Origin of the sequence: Amycolatopsis sp. NPDC026612, from assembly GCF_040638285.1 — a bacterium.
Lineage (GTDB): Bacteria > Actinomycetota > Actinomycetes > Mycobacteriales > Pseudonocardiaceae > Amycolatopsis.
This window is the reverse complement of the sequence record NZ_JBEZYB010000004.1, coordinates 171,521-186,503: the sequence shown is the minus strand read 5'-3', so window position 1 is coordinate 186,503 and position 14,983 is coordinate 171,521. Positions and strand designations below refer to the sequence as shown.

Sequence of the window (14,983 nt, the reverse complement as noted above, 5' to 3'; positions counted from 1 at the left end):
TCGAGCCTGCCGCCCGCGTGATCGACAAGATCGCCTGGATCCACGTGGTGGACGGCCGGATCCTCAGCACCCGCTCGCGCGGCAAGGACGTCTACTACCTCCCCGGCGGCAAACGCGAGCCCGGGGAAACGGACACCGAGACGCTGATCCGCGAGATCCGCGAGGAACTCGACGTGGCGATCACGCCGGAGTCGGTCACCCCGGCCGGGACGTTCGAAGCACAGGCGCACGGCCACGCCGCGGGCACGCTGGTGCGGATGACCTGCTACACCGCCGAATACCGCGGCACGCCGAAGGCGAGCAGCGAGATCGAAGAGGTCGAGTGGCTCGGCTACGCCGACCGCGGCCGGGTTTCCGCGGTGGACCGGATCATCTTCGACCACCTCCGCGAAACCGGGCAGCTCACGCTGTCTTGATCAGCGGCGCGTCCCGCGACAACGCGCGGAACCCGACGCTGTAGTACAAGTCCCGCGCCTGCGTCGGCGTCCCCGTGCAGGCGACCGTCGCGTGCGTGGCGCCCGTCTCCCCGGGCCAGGTAGGCGCCGGTGACGTCCTTGACCGACCCGTCGCTCCGCCGCACCCGGTGCGGGAGCTGGGCCCAGCCCCAGGCCACGAGATCTCCGCCGGAGAACCACAACCGGTGCCGCCGGCCGGCCCCGTCGGCGGCATGGCCCTTGCCCCAGTTCCAGGCCGGCTCGCCGAACGACGCGTCGCTGTTCACCAGCTCCGGGCGGACGGCGGTGACGCGCTGGGCCAGGCGCTGCATGAGCCGCACACGTCCGCGGCGGTCAGAAGCTCGGCCATGACACCGACTGTGGCAGCACGAGGCCACTCCGTCGAGTCGTTTCCGACGGTGACCACTAACCCAACCGCAGCTTCGGCTTGTGCTCCAGGTGGGACAGCCCGTTCCACGCCAGGTTGACCAGGTGCGCCACCACCTCGTCGCGCTTCGGCTTGCGCGCGTCCAGCCACCACTGGCCGGTCAGCGCCACCATGCCCACCAGCGCCTGTGCGTAGAGCGCCGCCAGCTTCTCGTCGTAGCCGAGTGCGCCGAACTGCTGGGCCAGGATGTGCTCGACCTGGCTCGCGATGTCGTTCAGCACGGTGGAAAACGTCCCCGTCGAGCTGGCCACCGGCGAATCGCGGACGAGGATCCGGAAGCCGTCGTGGGAGTCCTCGACGTACGACAGCAGCGCCGTCGCCGCCTGCTCCAGCATCACCCGCGGGTGGCCGCCGTGCAGCGTCGAAACCATCCGGTCGAGCAGCAGCTGCGTTTCGCGGTCGACGACCACCGCGTAAATGCCCTCTTTGCCGCCGAAGTGCTCGTACACCACGGGTTTCGACACGTTGGCGCGGTGCGCGATCTCCTCGACCGACGTGCCGTCGAAACCCTTTTCGGCGAACAGCGCTCGCGCCACGTTCAGCAGCTGCTGGCGCCGCTCGGTTCCGGTCATCCGGACGCGGCTCACCGGGGCGGCCGGACGCGCCCCGGTGAGCTGCTCACGCTTCGAACGTCGTCTCCCCGCCATCGGGGCAGCCTAGTTGACTAGCCCTTTTCGGTGGCGATTCGGGCCAATCGCTGCGGCGTCGGCCAGCGCACGTCGTGCACCCAGCCGAACTTCTCGAAGATCCAGATCAGCCGCGCGGAGATGTCGATCTGCCCGCGCTTGACGCCGTGGCGCGCGGACGTCGGGTCGGCGTGGTGCAGGTTGTGCCACGACTCGCCGAAGGAGAAGATCGCCAGCGGCCAGAAGTTCGCCGACTTGTCGCGGGCGGCGAACGGCCGCTCGCCGATCATGTGGCAGATCGAGTTGACCGACCACGTCACGTGGTGCAGCACGCAGATGCGCACCAGCCCGGCCCAGAAGAACGCCGTGACGGCACCCCAGAGCGACCAGGACGCGAGGCCGCCGATGAGCGCCGGCAGCAGCAGGCTGACCAGCGCCCACAGCCAGAACAGGTCGTCGACCTTCTTGATCGCCGGGTCCTTCACCAGGTCCGGCGCGAAGCGCTCGGCGTTGGTCTGGTCGCGCTCGAACAGCCAGCCCATGTGCGCGTGCCAGAAGCCCTTGGCGATGGCCCACGGCGAGGTGCCGAACGCCCACGGCGAGTGCGGGTCGCCGTCGCGGTCGGAGAACGCGTGGTGGCGGCGGTGGTCGGCGACCCAGGTGATCACCGGGCCCTGCAGGGCGATGCTGCCCGCGATGGCCATGACCACGCGCAGCCACTGCTTGGCCTTGAACGAGCCGTGGGTGAAGTAGCGGTGGTAGGACACCGTGATGCCGAGCCCGCTGATCGCGTAGAACAGCACGAAGATGCCGACGTCGACCCAGCTCAGTCCCCAGCCCCAGGCGAACGGCACGGCGACCAGCAAGGCCACCAGTGGCGCGATCACGCCGAAGTAGACCGACAGCTGCACGCCGATGCCGCGCGTGCCTTCGGTGACAGGTTTGGGCCCCTTGGAAGCCGGCGGCTCCCCGGCTGGCTGAGTGCGGTCGAGCGTGGCCGTCATACGCTTCACTTCTCCCTACGCGGACGCCCTTTGTACAAAGGGTGACCTAACCTACGATGCCGTAGGTTACGGTACAGGAGGTTCGGGCGGCTGGGGAGTCCTGAACCCACACATCTGTCTCCGGTGGCGGAGTACCCCGCCACCGGGCACCTAACGCATCCCCCGCGCGGACGACACCCGATCGTCGCTATCCTGACCAGGATCGATCCGCCGTAGTGTAATCGGCAGCACTTCAGATTTTGGTTCTGACAGTTCAGGTTCGAATCCTGGCGGCGGAGCTGCGAAGTAACCGGAAACCCACGACACCGGGAGGTTGGCGCTGACCGACGAGGCGACCGACCCGGTGACCAGACGGCCCGCGCTGGCCGAGATGTCCGACGCGTGGCTCGTCGGGCGCGCGCGCGAGCTGAACGCCGCGGTGCAGCGGCACGACTACCCCCAGCAGCTCGAGATCGTCGCGATGATGGACGAACTGCTCGACGAGACCCAGCGGCGCGGTGAGCCCCTGCTCGTGGCCCAGCTGCTGCGCTCGTCCGCCCTCGCCAGGCTGGCCACCAAGGGCCTGGCCGCGGAGGCCGAACCCCGGCTCGACGAGATGCTCGCGCACACCCGGCGGCACGGCATCGCCCTGCTGCGGGCCGACGCGCACGCGCTGCGCGGGCGCCGGCTCGTGATCGCCGCGCAGGAAGACGCCGCGCTCACCGAGATCGCCAGGGCCCTGGCCATCCTGGACGATTCGACCATCCCCGACCGGCAGGTCGGCCTGCGCGTCTGGAACCGCCTGCTGTGCGCGACGCTGATCGACTGCTGGCTGGTGCTCAACCAGCTCGGCGTCTACGAAGCGGCCGAGGAGGTGATCGGCCGGGCCGCCGTGGCGATCCGGGAGAGCGCGAGCCCGCACGACATCGCCCTGCAGCTGATCAACCGCATCAAGATGCTGCTCGGCTGGGGCCTGCGGCTGGAACGCATCGACGAGTACGACGAGAGCGCCGAGAAGTTCCGCACCGCGGCGTCGATGGGGACCGCCGCCGAAGGCCCGTTCGCCGAGTCGCTGTTCCCGCGGAAGGCGAACGTCTCGGCGATCGACCAGGTCGGCGTCCTGGCGGCGGCGCCGGCGCTGAACCAGCCGGGCGCCGAACACATCGAGCGGCTGCAGCGGCTCTACACCGAGCGCGCGTTCGGGCACGACCGGGAGATCGTCGCGATCGCGCTGGCGCGCTGCCTGGACAAGGAAGGCCGCCGCGAAGACGCCCTTTCGGTCCTGCGCGAGACCCGCCAGTCCATCTCGGACGACACCTCGCAGCCGTCGATGCGGCTGAACATCGCCCGCGAGCTGGCCCGGCTCGACACGAGCCCGGACTACGCCTCCGGCGCCAGCGAATCGCTGATCGACTACGCGCGGCGCCTGGAGTCGGAGATGTGGAGCCTGCGCGAGTCGCAGATCGCCACGCTGAACGCCCGCCGCGAGCACGAACGGCTCTCCGCCGAGCACGGCGCCATCACCCAGCAGGCACTGCAGGACCCACTAACCGGCCTGCCGAACCGGCGCGCACTGGACGAAAAGCTGCGCCAGCTCGCGTCGTCGGCCGACGCGCAGCCCCTCGCCGTCGCGCTGGTCGACCTCGACGGCTTCAAGGGCGTCAACGACAAGCAGTCGCACGCCGAGGGCGACAACGTGCTGCGTGTCGTCGCGAGCACCCTTCGTGACGCCCTGCGCGGCGACGACCTGGTGGCCCGCTACGGCGGCGACGAGTTCATCGTCCTGCTCCCGGGCACGCCGGCGTCCGCGGCGAAGATGGCGCTCGGCCGCGCGGTGAAGTCCGTCGCGAACCTGCCGCACCACCTCTCGCACGGCGTCACGCTGTCGATCGGGCTCGTCTCGCTGCGGCCGCAGGAACGCGGCGAGCAGGTGCTCGCGCGGGCGGACGCGGCCATGTACCAGGCGAAACGCGGGGGCGGCAACCAGGTGGCGTCGGCGAACTCGATGGCCGCCGACCCGGCCGCCGCGTGGGCGGGCGAGGCCCCTCCCACCGACCCCGCGTGGGACACCGAAGAGCGCAGTCAGCGGCACAGTTAGGATCGGTGCCCGACAGAAGCCACTTATCGGTAACCGTTGGGAGCGCCGTTGACCGGCCCGCTGAGCACGTTGATCCTGGCCGCGGGTGAAGGCACCCGCATGCGTTCCTCGACGCCGAAGGTGCTGCACCCGATCGCCGGGCGGCCCCTGGTCGAGCACGCCGTCCGGGCCGCCGCCGGCTTGAGCCCCGAACACCTCGTGGTGGTCGTCGGGCACGGCCGCGAGGCGGTCGGCGAACACCTGGCCGCGGTCGGGGAGGCACTCGGGCGCACCGTCGGCACCGCGGTGCAGGACCAGCAGAAGGGCACCGGCCACGCCGTGTCCTGCGCGCTCGCGACCCTGCCCGCCGACCTCACCGGCACCGTGCTCGTCAGCTACGGCGACGTCCCGCTGCTCGACACCGCGACCCTGGGCGCGCTGCTCGACGAGCACACCGAGGCGAAGAACGCGGTCACCGTGCTCACCTCGGTGGTCGCCGACCCGGCGGGCTACGGCCGGATCGTGCGCGACGCGGCGGGCAAGGTCACCGGGATCGTCGAGCACAAGGACGCCACCCCGGAGCAGGCGGAGATCGCCGAGATCAACTCGGGCGTCTACGCCTTCGACGCCGCCGTGCTGCGTGACGGCCTTTCGCGCCTCTCGACCGACAACGCGCAGGGCGAGCTGTACCTCACCGACGTGCTGGGCATCGCGAACGGCGACGGTCTCCACGTCGGTGCCCTGGTCGTCGCCGACCCGTGGCTGACCGAGGGCGTCAACGACCGCGTCCAGCTTTCGGTGCTCGGCGCCGAGCTCAACCGCCGGATCGTGCAGCGCTGGCAGCGCGACGGCGTCACCGTCGTCGACCCGGCCACGACGTGGATCGACGCCGGCGTGACCCTCGCCCGTGACGTCGTCGTCCAGCCCGGCGTGCAGCTCAAGGGCACGACTTCGGTCGGCGAGGGCAGCACGGTCGGGCCGGACAGCACGCTGACGAACGTCACGATCGGCGCGGGCGCTTCGGTGGTCCGCGTGCACGGCTCGGACTCGGAACTCGGCGACGGCGTCAACGTCGGCCCGTTCACCTACCTGCGGCCGGGCACGAAGCTGGGGGTCAAGGCGAAGCTGGGTGCGTTCGTCGAGACGAAGGCCGCCGACATCGGCGCGGGCACGAAGGTGCCGCACCTGACCTACGTGGGCGACGCCACGATCGGCGAGCACAGCAACATCGGCTGCTCCAGTGTGTTCGTGAACTACGACGGGGTGAACAAGCACCGGACCGTTATCGGGTCGTATGTCCGGTTGGGTGCGGACAACACCTTCGTCGCCCCGGTGCGCATCGGTGACGGCGCTTACAGTGGTGCGGGTGCCGTGATCCGCGAAGACGTCCCGCCGGGCACACTCGCGGTGTCGGCCCCGCCGCAGCGCAACATCGAAGGCTGGGCGATCCGGCGCCGGCCGGGTACACCCGCGGCGGAGGCGGCCCAGGCCGCCCTCGACGCCGAGTCAGCAGCAGGAACCGACGGGGAGTCGCCAGCATGAGTCCGAAGCAAGGCACGCCGAAGAAGAACCTGATGCTCTTCTCCGGACGAGCCCACCGGGAACTCGCCGAAGAGGTGGCCGAGCACCTCAACGTGACGATCACCCCGCAGACGGCCCACACGTTCGCCAACGGCGAGCTGTTCGTCCGGTTCGAGGAGTCCGTCCGCGGTACCGACGCCTTCGTCATCCAGGCGCACACCACGCCCATCAACGAGTACGTGATGGAGCAGCTGATCATGGTGGACGCGCTCAAGCGGGCGAGCGCGAAGCGGATCACCGTGGTGATGCCGTTCTACCCGTACGCGCGCCAGGACAAGAAGCACAAGGGCCGCGAGCCGATCTCGGCGCGGCTGATCGCGGACCTGTTCAAGACCGCGGGCGCCGACCGGATCATGACCGTCGACCTGCACACCGCACAGATCCAGGGTTTCTTCGACGGCCCGGTCGACCACCTGATGGCGCAGACCGTGCTGGCCGAGCACATCAAGAAGACCTACGGCGACGCCGACATCACGGTCGTCTCGCCGGACTCGGGCCGGGTGCGGCTGGCCGAGAAGTGGGCGCAGACGCTGGGCGACCGGCCGATCGCGTTCATCCACAAGACGCGTGACCCGGACAAGCCCAACCAGGCCGTGGCCAACCGCGTGGTCGGCAAGGTCGAGGGCAAGCTCTGCGTGCTGATCGACGACATGATCGACACCGGCGGCACGATCGTGAAGGCGACGGAGGCGCTGATCGACGAGGGCGCGGCCGACGTCGTCATCGCGACCACGCACGGGATCCTGTCCGACCCGGCCACCCAGCGGCTCTCGGAGTGCAAGGCGCGCGAAGTCATCGTGACGAACTCGCTGCCGATCCCGGAGGAGAAGCGGTTCCCGGGCCTGACGGTCCTGTCGATCGCGCCGATGCTGGCCGAGGCCATCCAGCAGGTCTTCGAAGACGGCTCGGTGACGTCGCTGTTCGACGGCAACGCCTGACCCGTCGTGAGTGGTAAGTCGGGTTAGCACCCGACTTACCACTCACGACCGGCCCCGGCAGACTTCAGTAGGCGACGGTGAAGCGCGCGCGGGAGTGCTTCGGCTGCTCGATCTCGTCGACGTAGGCGATCGCGTAGTCGTCGCCGCCGATGAACGACCTGCCGTTTTCGTCGGTCAGCAGGACGTCGCCGCCGATGCGGAACTTCTCCGTGCGCTCACCTGGCACCCACGCGCCGAACTCGGCGGCGGGGCTGACGTAGAACCAGTCGAGGTCCTCGGGCTGCTCACGCAGCAGGCCCAGCACCTCGGCGTGGCTGCCGGCCTCTTCCTTGTACTCGGCCGGGAACTCGGGGGTGTCGAACAGGCGCGGGCCGCCCTCGGCCACGTGCAGGCTCGCCGCGCCGCCGACGAACGACAGCCGGACGCCGTTCTCGCGCGCGACGCGGACCAGCACGGGTACGGCGTCGATCAGCTTCTTGCCGTCGATCGCGCGGGCCGGGGTGGCGACCACGATGACGTCCGCGTCCTTCGCGACCTGGGCGACGAACTCCTCGTCGTGCAGCGAACCCTGCCGCTCCTCGACGCCCTCGGGGACCGCACCCGCGTTGCGCGCGACCCCGGTCACCTCGTGCCCGCGGCGCAGCGCCTCGGCGCCGATCTTGCCCCCGGCGTACCCCGTCGCTCCGAAAACCACCAGTTTGGCCATGGGATCTCCTCGTTCGTCGTCGGCCTTCACGGCCGATGCTAGGAACGGAGGAGCACCTACTTCAACGGAAGCAACACACCTGGGGGTAGGTGCCCAGGTCAGCCGCCGAGGCGCGCGAACTCCGCCGCGACCGTCTGCTTGACGGCGTTGACGTCGAGGCCCGCGCGGACCTCCGCCGTCGCGTTCGGCTTGGACAGCACCTGGTAGCTGGCCGTGCGGTTGGGCAGCTTGAACTTCACCGAGCAGGACAGCTTGATCGTCGCGTACGGCTCCGCGTCCCCGGCCGCCGTGCAGGTCTGCGCGCCGAGCGAGTCGGCGCTGACCTCGACCGAAAGGGTGATGTGCACGACGCTCTTCTCCCCCGACGCCGCCGTGCCGACCACGCTGTTGGAGACGTCGACCGTCGTCGTGCACGAGCCGACGAAGTCCTTGCAGTCGAGGTTGTCGTTGGTCACGACGGCGCTGGCCTGCACCAGCCCCTCGAACGGCTGACCCAGGCCGCCGACGGTGTTGTCGAGGTCGGTGTGGAACGTCTTCAGCGCGTCCCCGGTGATCGGGGCGAGCAGGAACTCGGCGCCGTACTTCGGCCCGGCCTGCGGGTCGAGCAGCGCCGGAGCGAAGCTGACGACGCGGTTCGGCTTGGCCGTCGTGACCCGCAGGACGCTCGGGGCGGTGCCGAGCTGGTAGACCTCGGTGCCGTCCGGCAGCTTCGCCTTGATCGGCTCGGTCAGCCGGTCGAGACCGGTCAGCGCCTTGCGCAGCCCTTCGGCGAGCGTCTGCGGCGCGAACCGGGCCGCCGGGTCGAAGGGCAGTTCGGAGCCGAGCGAGCGCACCCAGCTCGTGCCGAACTGCGTGCCCTCGTCGATGGCGTGCGCCTTCCAGTAGTCGGCGTCGGCCTGCAGGTAGAACTGACCGGCGGCGGCCGTCACCTGGACGACGCGGCCGTCGAGCGGCAGCCCGCCGACGGCGTTGCCGCCGCGGGTGACCCGGAACTGCTGCTCGGCGCCCTTGACCGTGGACTTCAGCGCCACCGCGGGGGCCTGGCCCAGCCCGGTGAGGGCCGCGTCGACCGCGGCGCGCTGCTCGGCGCGCCGGTCCGCCGTCGCCTTGTCGGCCGCGGAGACGCCGGCGGTGCCGGCGACCGCCACCTGGCAGCCGGCCAGCAACCCGCCCAGCAGCAGCACCGCTGCCACCCTGCTCCGTCGACCCCGCATTTTCGCCCCCTGCTTCTCCCGCTACCGAGCACACCTCGGCCGGCGTGGTCCCGCCACCGGATTTGTGTCGTCACGCACCGGGTTCCAGGAGGGTTCTAGCCTGGGCCGGGCACCCGCCGCAACCCACCGTGATGAGGTTGGTTTACACTCTTGAGGTTGTCTCGGCGAGGCGGGGCCCATCTAGGGTGCCCGGCGTGATCGACGCGGCGGCTCGAGTAGCCCCCGTCGTCGTGCACGCCCGGAAACTCGCCGCCGAAACTTCCTGAAAACACCGGTTTCCCCCGCCGCAGCATGCTGTCGTGATTTGAAGGAGTGCCACACCGTGTCCGAGGTACGTCTGTCCGTCGAGCCGCGCACCGAGTTCGGCAAGGGCGCCGCGCGCCGCACGCGTCGCGCCGGCAAGATCCCCGCCGTCCTCTACGGCCACGGGTCGGACCCGCGGCACTTCGCGCTGCCCGCGATCGAGTTCGCCCGCGTCGTCCGCGAGAACGGCTCGAACGCCGTCATCACGCTGGACCTGGAGGGCTCGATCGAGCTGGCCCTGACCAAGACCATCGTGGTCCACCCGCTGAAGAACTACATCGAGCACGTCGACCTGCTGGTCGTGAAGCGCGGCGAGAAGATCATCGTCGACGTCCCCGTCGTCGTCACCGGCAACCCCGGCCCCGGCGGCCTGGTCAACCAGGACGTGGACACCCTGCAGGTCGAGGTCGAGGCGCTGCACATCCCGGAGCAGTTCGAGGTTTCGATCGAGGGCCTCGAGATCGGTTCCCAGGTCCTCGCCAGCCAGGTGCAGCTGCCCGAGGGCGCGACCCTGGTCACCGACCCGGAGTCGCTGGTCGTGGCCGTCAACGAGCCGCAGCGTGAAGAGGCCGACGACGACGCCGAGTCGGGCACCGAGTCGGCCGAAGCCGCCGAATAGCTCCGCCACGACCCTCAACGGAGGAGCTCCGCTCCACTGTTACATTTTCAGGCGTGACCGAAGACCTGCCCGGGGCCGGCGAGCTGATCCTGCTCGCCGGCCTTGGCAATCCCGGACCCCAGTACGCCGGAAACCGGCACAATGTCGGGTTCATGGTGCTGGACGAGCTCGCCGCCCGCGTCGGCGGCAAGTTCAAGACGCACAAGAGCGGCGGCGAAGTGCTCGAGGGCCGGCTGGCCGGCCGCCGCGTGGTGCTGGTGAAACCGCGTTCGTACATGAACCTTTCCGGCGGCCCGGTGGTCGGCGCGGCGCGGTTCTACAAGGTCGAGCCGTCCGGCATCGTCGTGGTGCACGACGAGCTCGACGTCGATTTCGGCGCGCTGAAGCTGAAGCTCGGCGGCGGCGACAACGGCCACAACGGGCTCCGCTCGATCACGAAGTCGCTGGGCACCCGCGAGTACTACCGGGTGCGGTTCGGCATCGGCAGGCCGCCCGGCCGTCAGGACCCGGCGGACTTCGTGCTGAAGGACTTTTCCACGGTCGAACGCAAGGAACTCCCGCTGGAGGTGGATCGGTGCGCGGACGCGACCGAAGCGCTGATCAGCACCGGCCTCGCGGCCGCGCAGAACGCCTTCCACGCGGGCTGACATGGGTGGGCGAGGTGAAGCCATGACCCCGGAGTACGCCCGGTCGATTGCTTTCGGCAAGCCCCGGTTCGGCCGTCGCGGGTACAACGAGGACGAGGTGGACGCGTTCCTCGACCTCATCGCGGAGGCACTGGCCGGCCGGAACATCCTCACGCCGGACGACATCCACTACGTCGAGTTCACGATCATGCCGGTCGGCATGCGCAGCTACGACCAGGCCCAGGTCGACCTGTTCCTCGACGAGGCCGAGGCGGCGCTGGTGGCGCTGCGGAACCCGCAGCCGGTGGCCGAGGCGGAGAAGCCGCCCCAGGGCCCGCGGAAGTGGTTCGGCCGCGGCTGACGGTGTGAAGCCGGCCACACAGCGCTCGGTAGCGCCGGCTCACCCGAAGGCGGCGCGAGGCCGCCCGTGGGGGTGAGCTTGGGGGCTACCCCTTTCGGGGGAGCGTGTCCGCGGGTTAGGACGGTGTACGGGAGTTCGCACCCGCCCAACCCCGGAATCGGAGAGTTCCATGTCGTTCACCGCCGAAGACCTCGCCGAGGTCACCTTCGGTCACGCCCCGATCGGCCGCCGCGGTTACGCGAAGCACGAGGTCGACGAGTTCGTCCGGCGGATCGCCAAGACGTTCGCCGAGGAGGACGACCTGACCGCCGCCGAAGTGCACCACGTGGTGTTCTCGAAGCCGCTGATCGGCAAGCGCGGCTACGACGAGCGCGAAGTCGACCAGTTCCTCGACGCGGTGGAAGACCAGCTCGCCGCCCGCTCCGGCCACGCCCCGGACCTCCCCGGCGCCCGCACCTCGCAGGAGGCCACGGCCGAGCGCGCCGTCCCGCCGACGCCCCGGGCGGTGCGCGTCCAGCAACGCTGACCCGGCACTTTCACGTGAAAGCTACGGTCCCAGGTCGTAGCTTTCACGTGAAAGCTACGGTCAGGCGTCGGCGTTCTTCTTGATCCGGTCCGCGAACTGCTGCGCCGTCGCCGCCCGCTTGACCTTGCCCGACGGCGTCTTCGGGAGGCTGCCCGCCGGCAGCACCACGACCGCGTACGGCCGCATGTCGACGGCGTCGCGGACCCGGGCCGCCACCTGCTTCATCAGGCTCTTCTCGGCCTCGGCGTCACCCGCCAGCTTCGACTCCACGACCACCGCGAACCGCTCGCGGCGGCTGCCCGCGTCCAGCCGGACCGCCACCGCGTTGCCCGCACGCACCCCTTCGACCGACGTCGCCGCGCGCTCGATGTCCGTCGGGTACAGGTTGCGGCCGCCCATGATGATGACGTCCTTGCGGCGGCCGCAGATGACGATCTGGCCGTCCACCAGGTACCCGAGGTCGCCGGTGTTGAGCCACCCGTCGGCATCCTGGGTGTCGAGCGGCCCGTCCATCGTCAGGTAGCCGGGCGTCACGGCTTCGCCGCGCAGCCGGATCTCGCCGACCTCGCGGTCGCCGGCCCGCTCGCCCGCCTCGTTGACGATCTCCGCTTCCAGTCCGTCCAGGGGACGGCCGAGCAGCGCGAACGCCCGGACGCCGTCGGTGCCGCGCCGCGGGTCACCCTCGGGGACCGGCACCGCGCGGTTTTCCGCCTCCAGCGCGTCGGCCTCGACGACATCGAGCGTGAGGCCGGTGAACAGCGGCGCGAACGACACCGCCAGCGTCGCCTCCGCCATGCCGTAGGCCGGGAAGACGCACTCCGCCGGCATCTTGAACCGGGCCCCGGCGTCCACAAAGGTCTGGACGGCGGTCTCGTCGACGGGCTCGGCGCCGTTCAGCGCGATGCGCAGCTTCGAGAGGTCGTACGCGGTGTCGTCGTCGACGCGGGCCATCCGGCGCCCGACGATCGCGTACGCGAAGTTCGGCGCCGCCGTCGTGGTGCCGTGGTACTTCGTGATCAGCTCCGGCCAGATCAACGGGCCCGAGAGGAACTCGACCGGGGTGATCTTGACCAGCTCGACGCCGAAGGTCATCGGCACGGTCAGGAAGCCGACCATCCCCATGTCGTGGAACGTCGGCAGCCAGGAGACCATCACGTCGACGTCGAAGTCGAACTCCGCGCGCTCGACCATGGCCTTGACGTTGGAGTACAGGTTCCCGTAGGTGATCCGCACGGCCTTCGGGTCGGCCGTCGAGCCACTCGTCAGCTGCAGCAGCGCGGTGTCGCCCTCGTCCGTCGCGACGACGTCGGCGAGCGGCTCGGCGGCGGCCAAGTCGGTGATCAGCTTGAACCCGATGCCTTTTTCGGACAGCACCGGAGCCAGCTGGTCGAACGGCTCGCCCAGCAGCACCAGGTCGGAGCCGATCATCCCGAGCACCCGCACGGTGTCCTCGGCCCATTCGGCGAGATCGGTGCGCTGGGTCGGCTGGTGCAGCATGGTGACGCTGCCGCCGGCCAGCCACACGGCCTGCACGGTCGGGGCGATCAGCGCCGGCGCCGCGGCCAGCACCGCGACGGCACCCCCGCGCTCGAACCCGCCGGCGACCAGGCCGCCGGCGATCCGCCGGGCTTCGGCGTGCACCTCGGCCCACGTCCGCCGGACCGGCTCCTTCGGCTCGCCGGTGACCATGCCGCGCTGCTGCCCCCGCTTCGTCGCGGTGGCGACGAGCGTGTCCACGAACCTGCTCATGCGGCAGACATTACTGGCAGCCGTGTCACTCCAGCAGTTCGGACGTCTCCAGCCAGCGACCCTCGACGTCCTCGATCTCGCCCTGGACGCCCTTCAGCTCGGCGTTGAGCTCCATCAGCTTCGCCGGTTCGGTCGCCGCCTCCAGCAACGCCGCGTGGAGCTTCTCCTCCTTCGCGTGCAGCTGGTCCAGCTTGCGCTCCAGCCTGCCCAGGTCCTTCTGCGCCGCACGCAGATCCGCCGCCGACTTCTTCGCCTCGGCCTTCGCCGCCGCCGGGGTCGCCGCGGCCGCCGGCTCCTTGGCGAGAACACGGCGGTTCAGGTACTCCTCGATGCCGCCGGGGAGGTGGGTGATCCGGCCGTCGCCGAAGAGGGCGACGATCGTGTCGCAGACGCGTTCCACCAGGTAGCGGTCGTGCGAGACGACGACCATCGTGCCCGGCCAGCCGTCGAGGAGGTCCTCCAGCTGCTGCAGGGTGTCGATGTCCAGGTCGTTCGTCGGCTCGTCGAGCAGCAGCACGTTCGGCTCGGCCATCAGCAGCCGGCACAGCTGCAGCCGGCGCCGCTCGCCGCCGGAGAGGTCGGCGACCGGCGTCCACTGGCGCGCCTGCGGGAAGCCGAGCTTCTCGCCCAGCTGGGACGCGGTCATTTCCTGCTTGCCGAACACCACGCGGCCGGCCACCTGCTCGATCGCCTGCAGCACACGCAGGTCGCCGGGCAGGTCGTCGAGCTCCTGGCGCAGGTGCGCGAGCGCGACCGTCTTGCCCTCGATCCGGCGGCCCGTCGAGCCCTCGACGTCACCGCCGAGCAGCTTGAGCAGCGACGTCTTGCCCGAGCCGTTGATCCCGACCAGGCCGATCCGGTCGCCCGGGCCGATCCGCCAGGTGACGTGGTCGAGCAGCGTCCGCTCGCCCACCGTGTACGTCGTGTCTTCCAGCTCCAGCACGGTCTTCCCGAGCCGCCGCTTCGCGAACGCCTGCAGTTCCACGGAATCGCGCAGTGGCGGGACGTCCGCGATCAGCGCTTCGGCCGCCTCGATGCGGTAGCGCGGCTTCGACGAGCGCGCCTGCGGGCCGCGGCGCAGCCACGCCAGCTCCTTGCGGGCCAGGTTCTGCCGCTTCTCCTCGGCCGTCGCGGACAGCCGCGCCCGCTCGGCGCGCGCGAAGATCCAGTCGGCGTAACCGCCTTCGTACTGCTCGACGCGGCCGTTCGCGACCTCCCACGTCAGGGACGCGACGGTGTCGAGGAACCACCGGTCGTGCGTGACGACCACGACCGCGATCCGCCGGGTCAGCAGGTGGTCGGCAAGCCACTGGACACCTTCGACGTCCAGGTGGTTGGTCGGCTCGTCGAGGACGACGAGGTCGAGCTCGCCGGTCAGCGCGGCGGCCAGTGACACCCGGCGCCGCTCACCGCCGGAGAGGTTCGCGGTGGGCGTTTCGAGCCCGATCGCGGTGATGCCCAGTCCGTCCACAATAGACCGCACGCGCGCGTCGGCGGCCCATTCGTGCTCGGCGCCGTAGCGTTCGAGCACCACTTCGCCCACCGTGCTGCCGTCCGGGAGCACGGTCCGCTGGGTGACCACGGCCATCCGCAGGCCGCCGACGTGGCTGACCCGCCCGGAATCCGGCTCGGCGAGTCCGGATAGGACTTCCAGCAGGGTGGTCTTGCCGCCACCGTTGAGGCCGACGACGCCGATGCGCTGTCCGGCCGCGACACCCAGCGACACGCCGTCCAGCAGTGGCTTCACCCCGTAGGACTTGCTCACCGACTCGAGATTGACCAGGTTGGCCAT

General features: G+C 70.3%; 14 protein-coding genes and 1 tRNA gene. 9 read left to right on the top strand and 6 right to left on the bottom strand.

Annotation, left to right across the window (positions count from 1 at the left end; translation table 11 throughout):
• The first annotated feature begins 17 nt into the window (after nucleotides 1-17).
• Nucleotides 18-416: an NUDIX domain-containing protein gene (locus AB0F15_RS06430; RefSeq protein ID WP_360266395.1), complete on the top strand. Its 399-nt coding sequence runs from the start codon at nucleotides 18-20 to the stop codon at nucleotides 414-416.
• Between the two features lie 444 nt (nucleotides 417-860).
• Here the strand turns inward: AB0F15_RS06430 and AB0F15_RS06425 are convergent, their stop codons facing one another.
• Nucleotides 861-1,454: a TetR/AcrR family transcriptional regulator gene (locus tag AB0F15_RS06425; RefSeq protein ID WP_360266392.1), complete on the bottom strand. Its 594-nt coding sequence runs from the start codon at nucleotides 1,452-1,454 to the stop codon at nucleotides 861-863.
• Nucleotides 1,455-1,546: 92 nt separating this feature from the next.
• Nucleotides 1,547-2,512, bottom strand: a complete 966-nt coding sequence (locus AB0F15_RS06420) for an acyl-CoA desaturase (protein ID WP_360266389.1) — start codon at nucleotides 2,510-2,512, stop codon at nucleotides 1,547-1,549.
• Nucleotides 2,513-2,718: 206 nt separating this feature from the next.
• Between AB0F15_RS06420 and AB0F15_RS06415 the strand changes: the two genes are divergently transcribed.
• From AB0F15_RS06415 to AB0F15_RS06400, 4 genes are all read left to right on the top strand, one after another.
• A tRNA-Gln gene (locus tag AB0F15_RS06415) sits at nucleotides 2,719-2,790 on the top strand.
• A 35-nt stretch (nucleotides 2,791-2,825) separates the two neighbouring features.
• Nucleotides 2,826-4,589, top strand: coding sequence for a GGDEF domain-containing protein (locus tag AB0F15_RS06410; protein ID WP_360266093.1), 1,764 nt, complete (start codon nucleotides 2,826-2,828; stop codon nucleotides 4,587-4,589).
• Between the two features lie 48 nt (nucleotides 4,590-4,637).
• Nucleotides 4,638-6,110, top strand: a complete 1,473-nt coding sequence (gene glmU, locus AB0F15_RS06405) for a bifunctional UDP-N-acetylglucosamine diphosphorylase/glucosamine-1-phosphate N-acetyltransferase GlmU (protein ID WP_360266090.1) — start codon at nucleotides 4,638-4,640, stop codon at nucleotides 6,108-6,110.
• Entirely contained in the window at nucleotides 6,107-7,087 is a 981-nt protein-coding gene (locus AB0F15_RS06400; RefSeq protein ID WP_360266087.1) for a ribose-phosphate diphosphokinase, read from the top strand. Before glmU ends, AB0F15_RS06400 begins: the two co-directional genes overlap by 4 nt.
• A 64-nt stretch (nucleotides 7,088-7,151) precedes the next feature.
• Here the strand turns inward: AB0F15_RS06400 and AB0F15_RS06395 are convergent, their stop codons facing one another.
• Both AB0F15_RS06395 and AB0F15_RS06390 read right to left on the bottom strand, forming a co-directional pair.
• Entirely contained in the window at nucleotides 7,152-7,793 is a 642-nt protein-coding gene (locus tag AB0F15_RS06395; protein WP_360266085.1) for an NAD(P)H-binding protein, read from the bottom strand.
• A gap of 98 nt (nucleotides 7,794-7,891) precedes the next feature.
• The gene (locus AB0F15_RS06390) at nucleotides 7,892-8,986 is read right to left on the bottom strand and encodes a hypothetical protein (protein ID WP_360266082.1); all 1,095 of its coding nucleotides are present in this window, start codon (nucleotides 8,984-8,986) and stop codon (nucleotides 7,892-7,894) included.
• A 343-nt stretch (nucleotides 8,987-9,329) separates the two neighbouring features.
• Between AB0F15_RS06390 and AB0F15_RS06385 the strand changes: the two genes are divergently transcribed.
• From AB0F15_RS06385 to AB0F15_RS06370, 4 genes are all read left to right on the top strand, one after another.
• Nucleotides 9,330-9,929 (top strand): 50S ribosomal protein L25/general stress protein Ctc, encoded by a 600-nt coding sequence (locus AB0F15_RS06385; protein ID WP_360266079.1) that lies wholly within the window; start codon nucleotides 9,330-9,332, stop codon nucleotides 9,927-9,929.
• A gap of 53 nt (nucleotides 9,930-9,982) precedes the next feature.
• Entirely contained in the window at nucleotides 9,983-10,576 is a 594-nt protein-coding gene (gene pth / locus AB0F15_RS06380; protein WP_360266076.1) for an aminoacyl-tRNA hydrolase, read from the top strand.
• Nucleotides 10,577-10,598: 22 nt separating this feature from the next.
• Nucleotides 10,599-10,916: a DivIVA domain-containing protein gene (locus AB0F15_RS06375; protein WP_360266073.1), complete on the top strand. Its 318-nt coding sequence runs from the start codon at nucleotides 10,599-10,601 to the stop codon at nucleotides 10,914-10,916.
• 169 nt (nucleotides 10,917-11,085) lie between these two features.
• A complete protein-coding gene (locus AB0F15_RS06370; protein WP_360266071.1) occupies nucleotides 11,086-11,442 on the top strand; it encodes a DivIVA domain-containing protein in 357 nt (118 codons plus the stop codon).
• Nucleotides 11,443-11,502: 60 nt separating this feature from the next.
• Here AB0F15_RS06370 and AB0F15_RS06365 read toward each other — a convergent pair whose 3' ends face one another.
• A complete protein-coding gene (locus AB0F15_RS06365; RefSeq protein ID WP_360266068.1) occupies nucleotides 11,503-13,191 on the bottom strand; it encodes a fatty acyl-AMP ligase in 1,689 nt (562 codons plus the stop codon).
• A 25-nt stretch (nucleotides 13,192-13,216) separates the two neighbouring features.
• Nucleotides 13,217-14,983, bottom strand: coding sequence for an ABC-F family ATP-binding cassette domain-containing protein (locus AB0F15_RS06360; protein WP_360266065.1), 1,767 nt, complete (start codon nucleotides 14,981-14,983; stop codon nucleotides 13,217-13,219).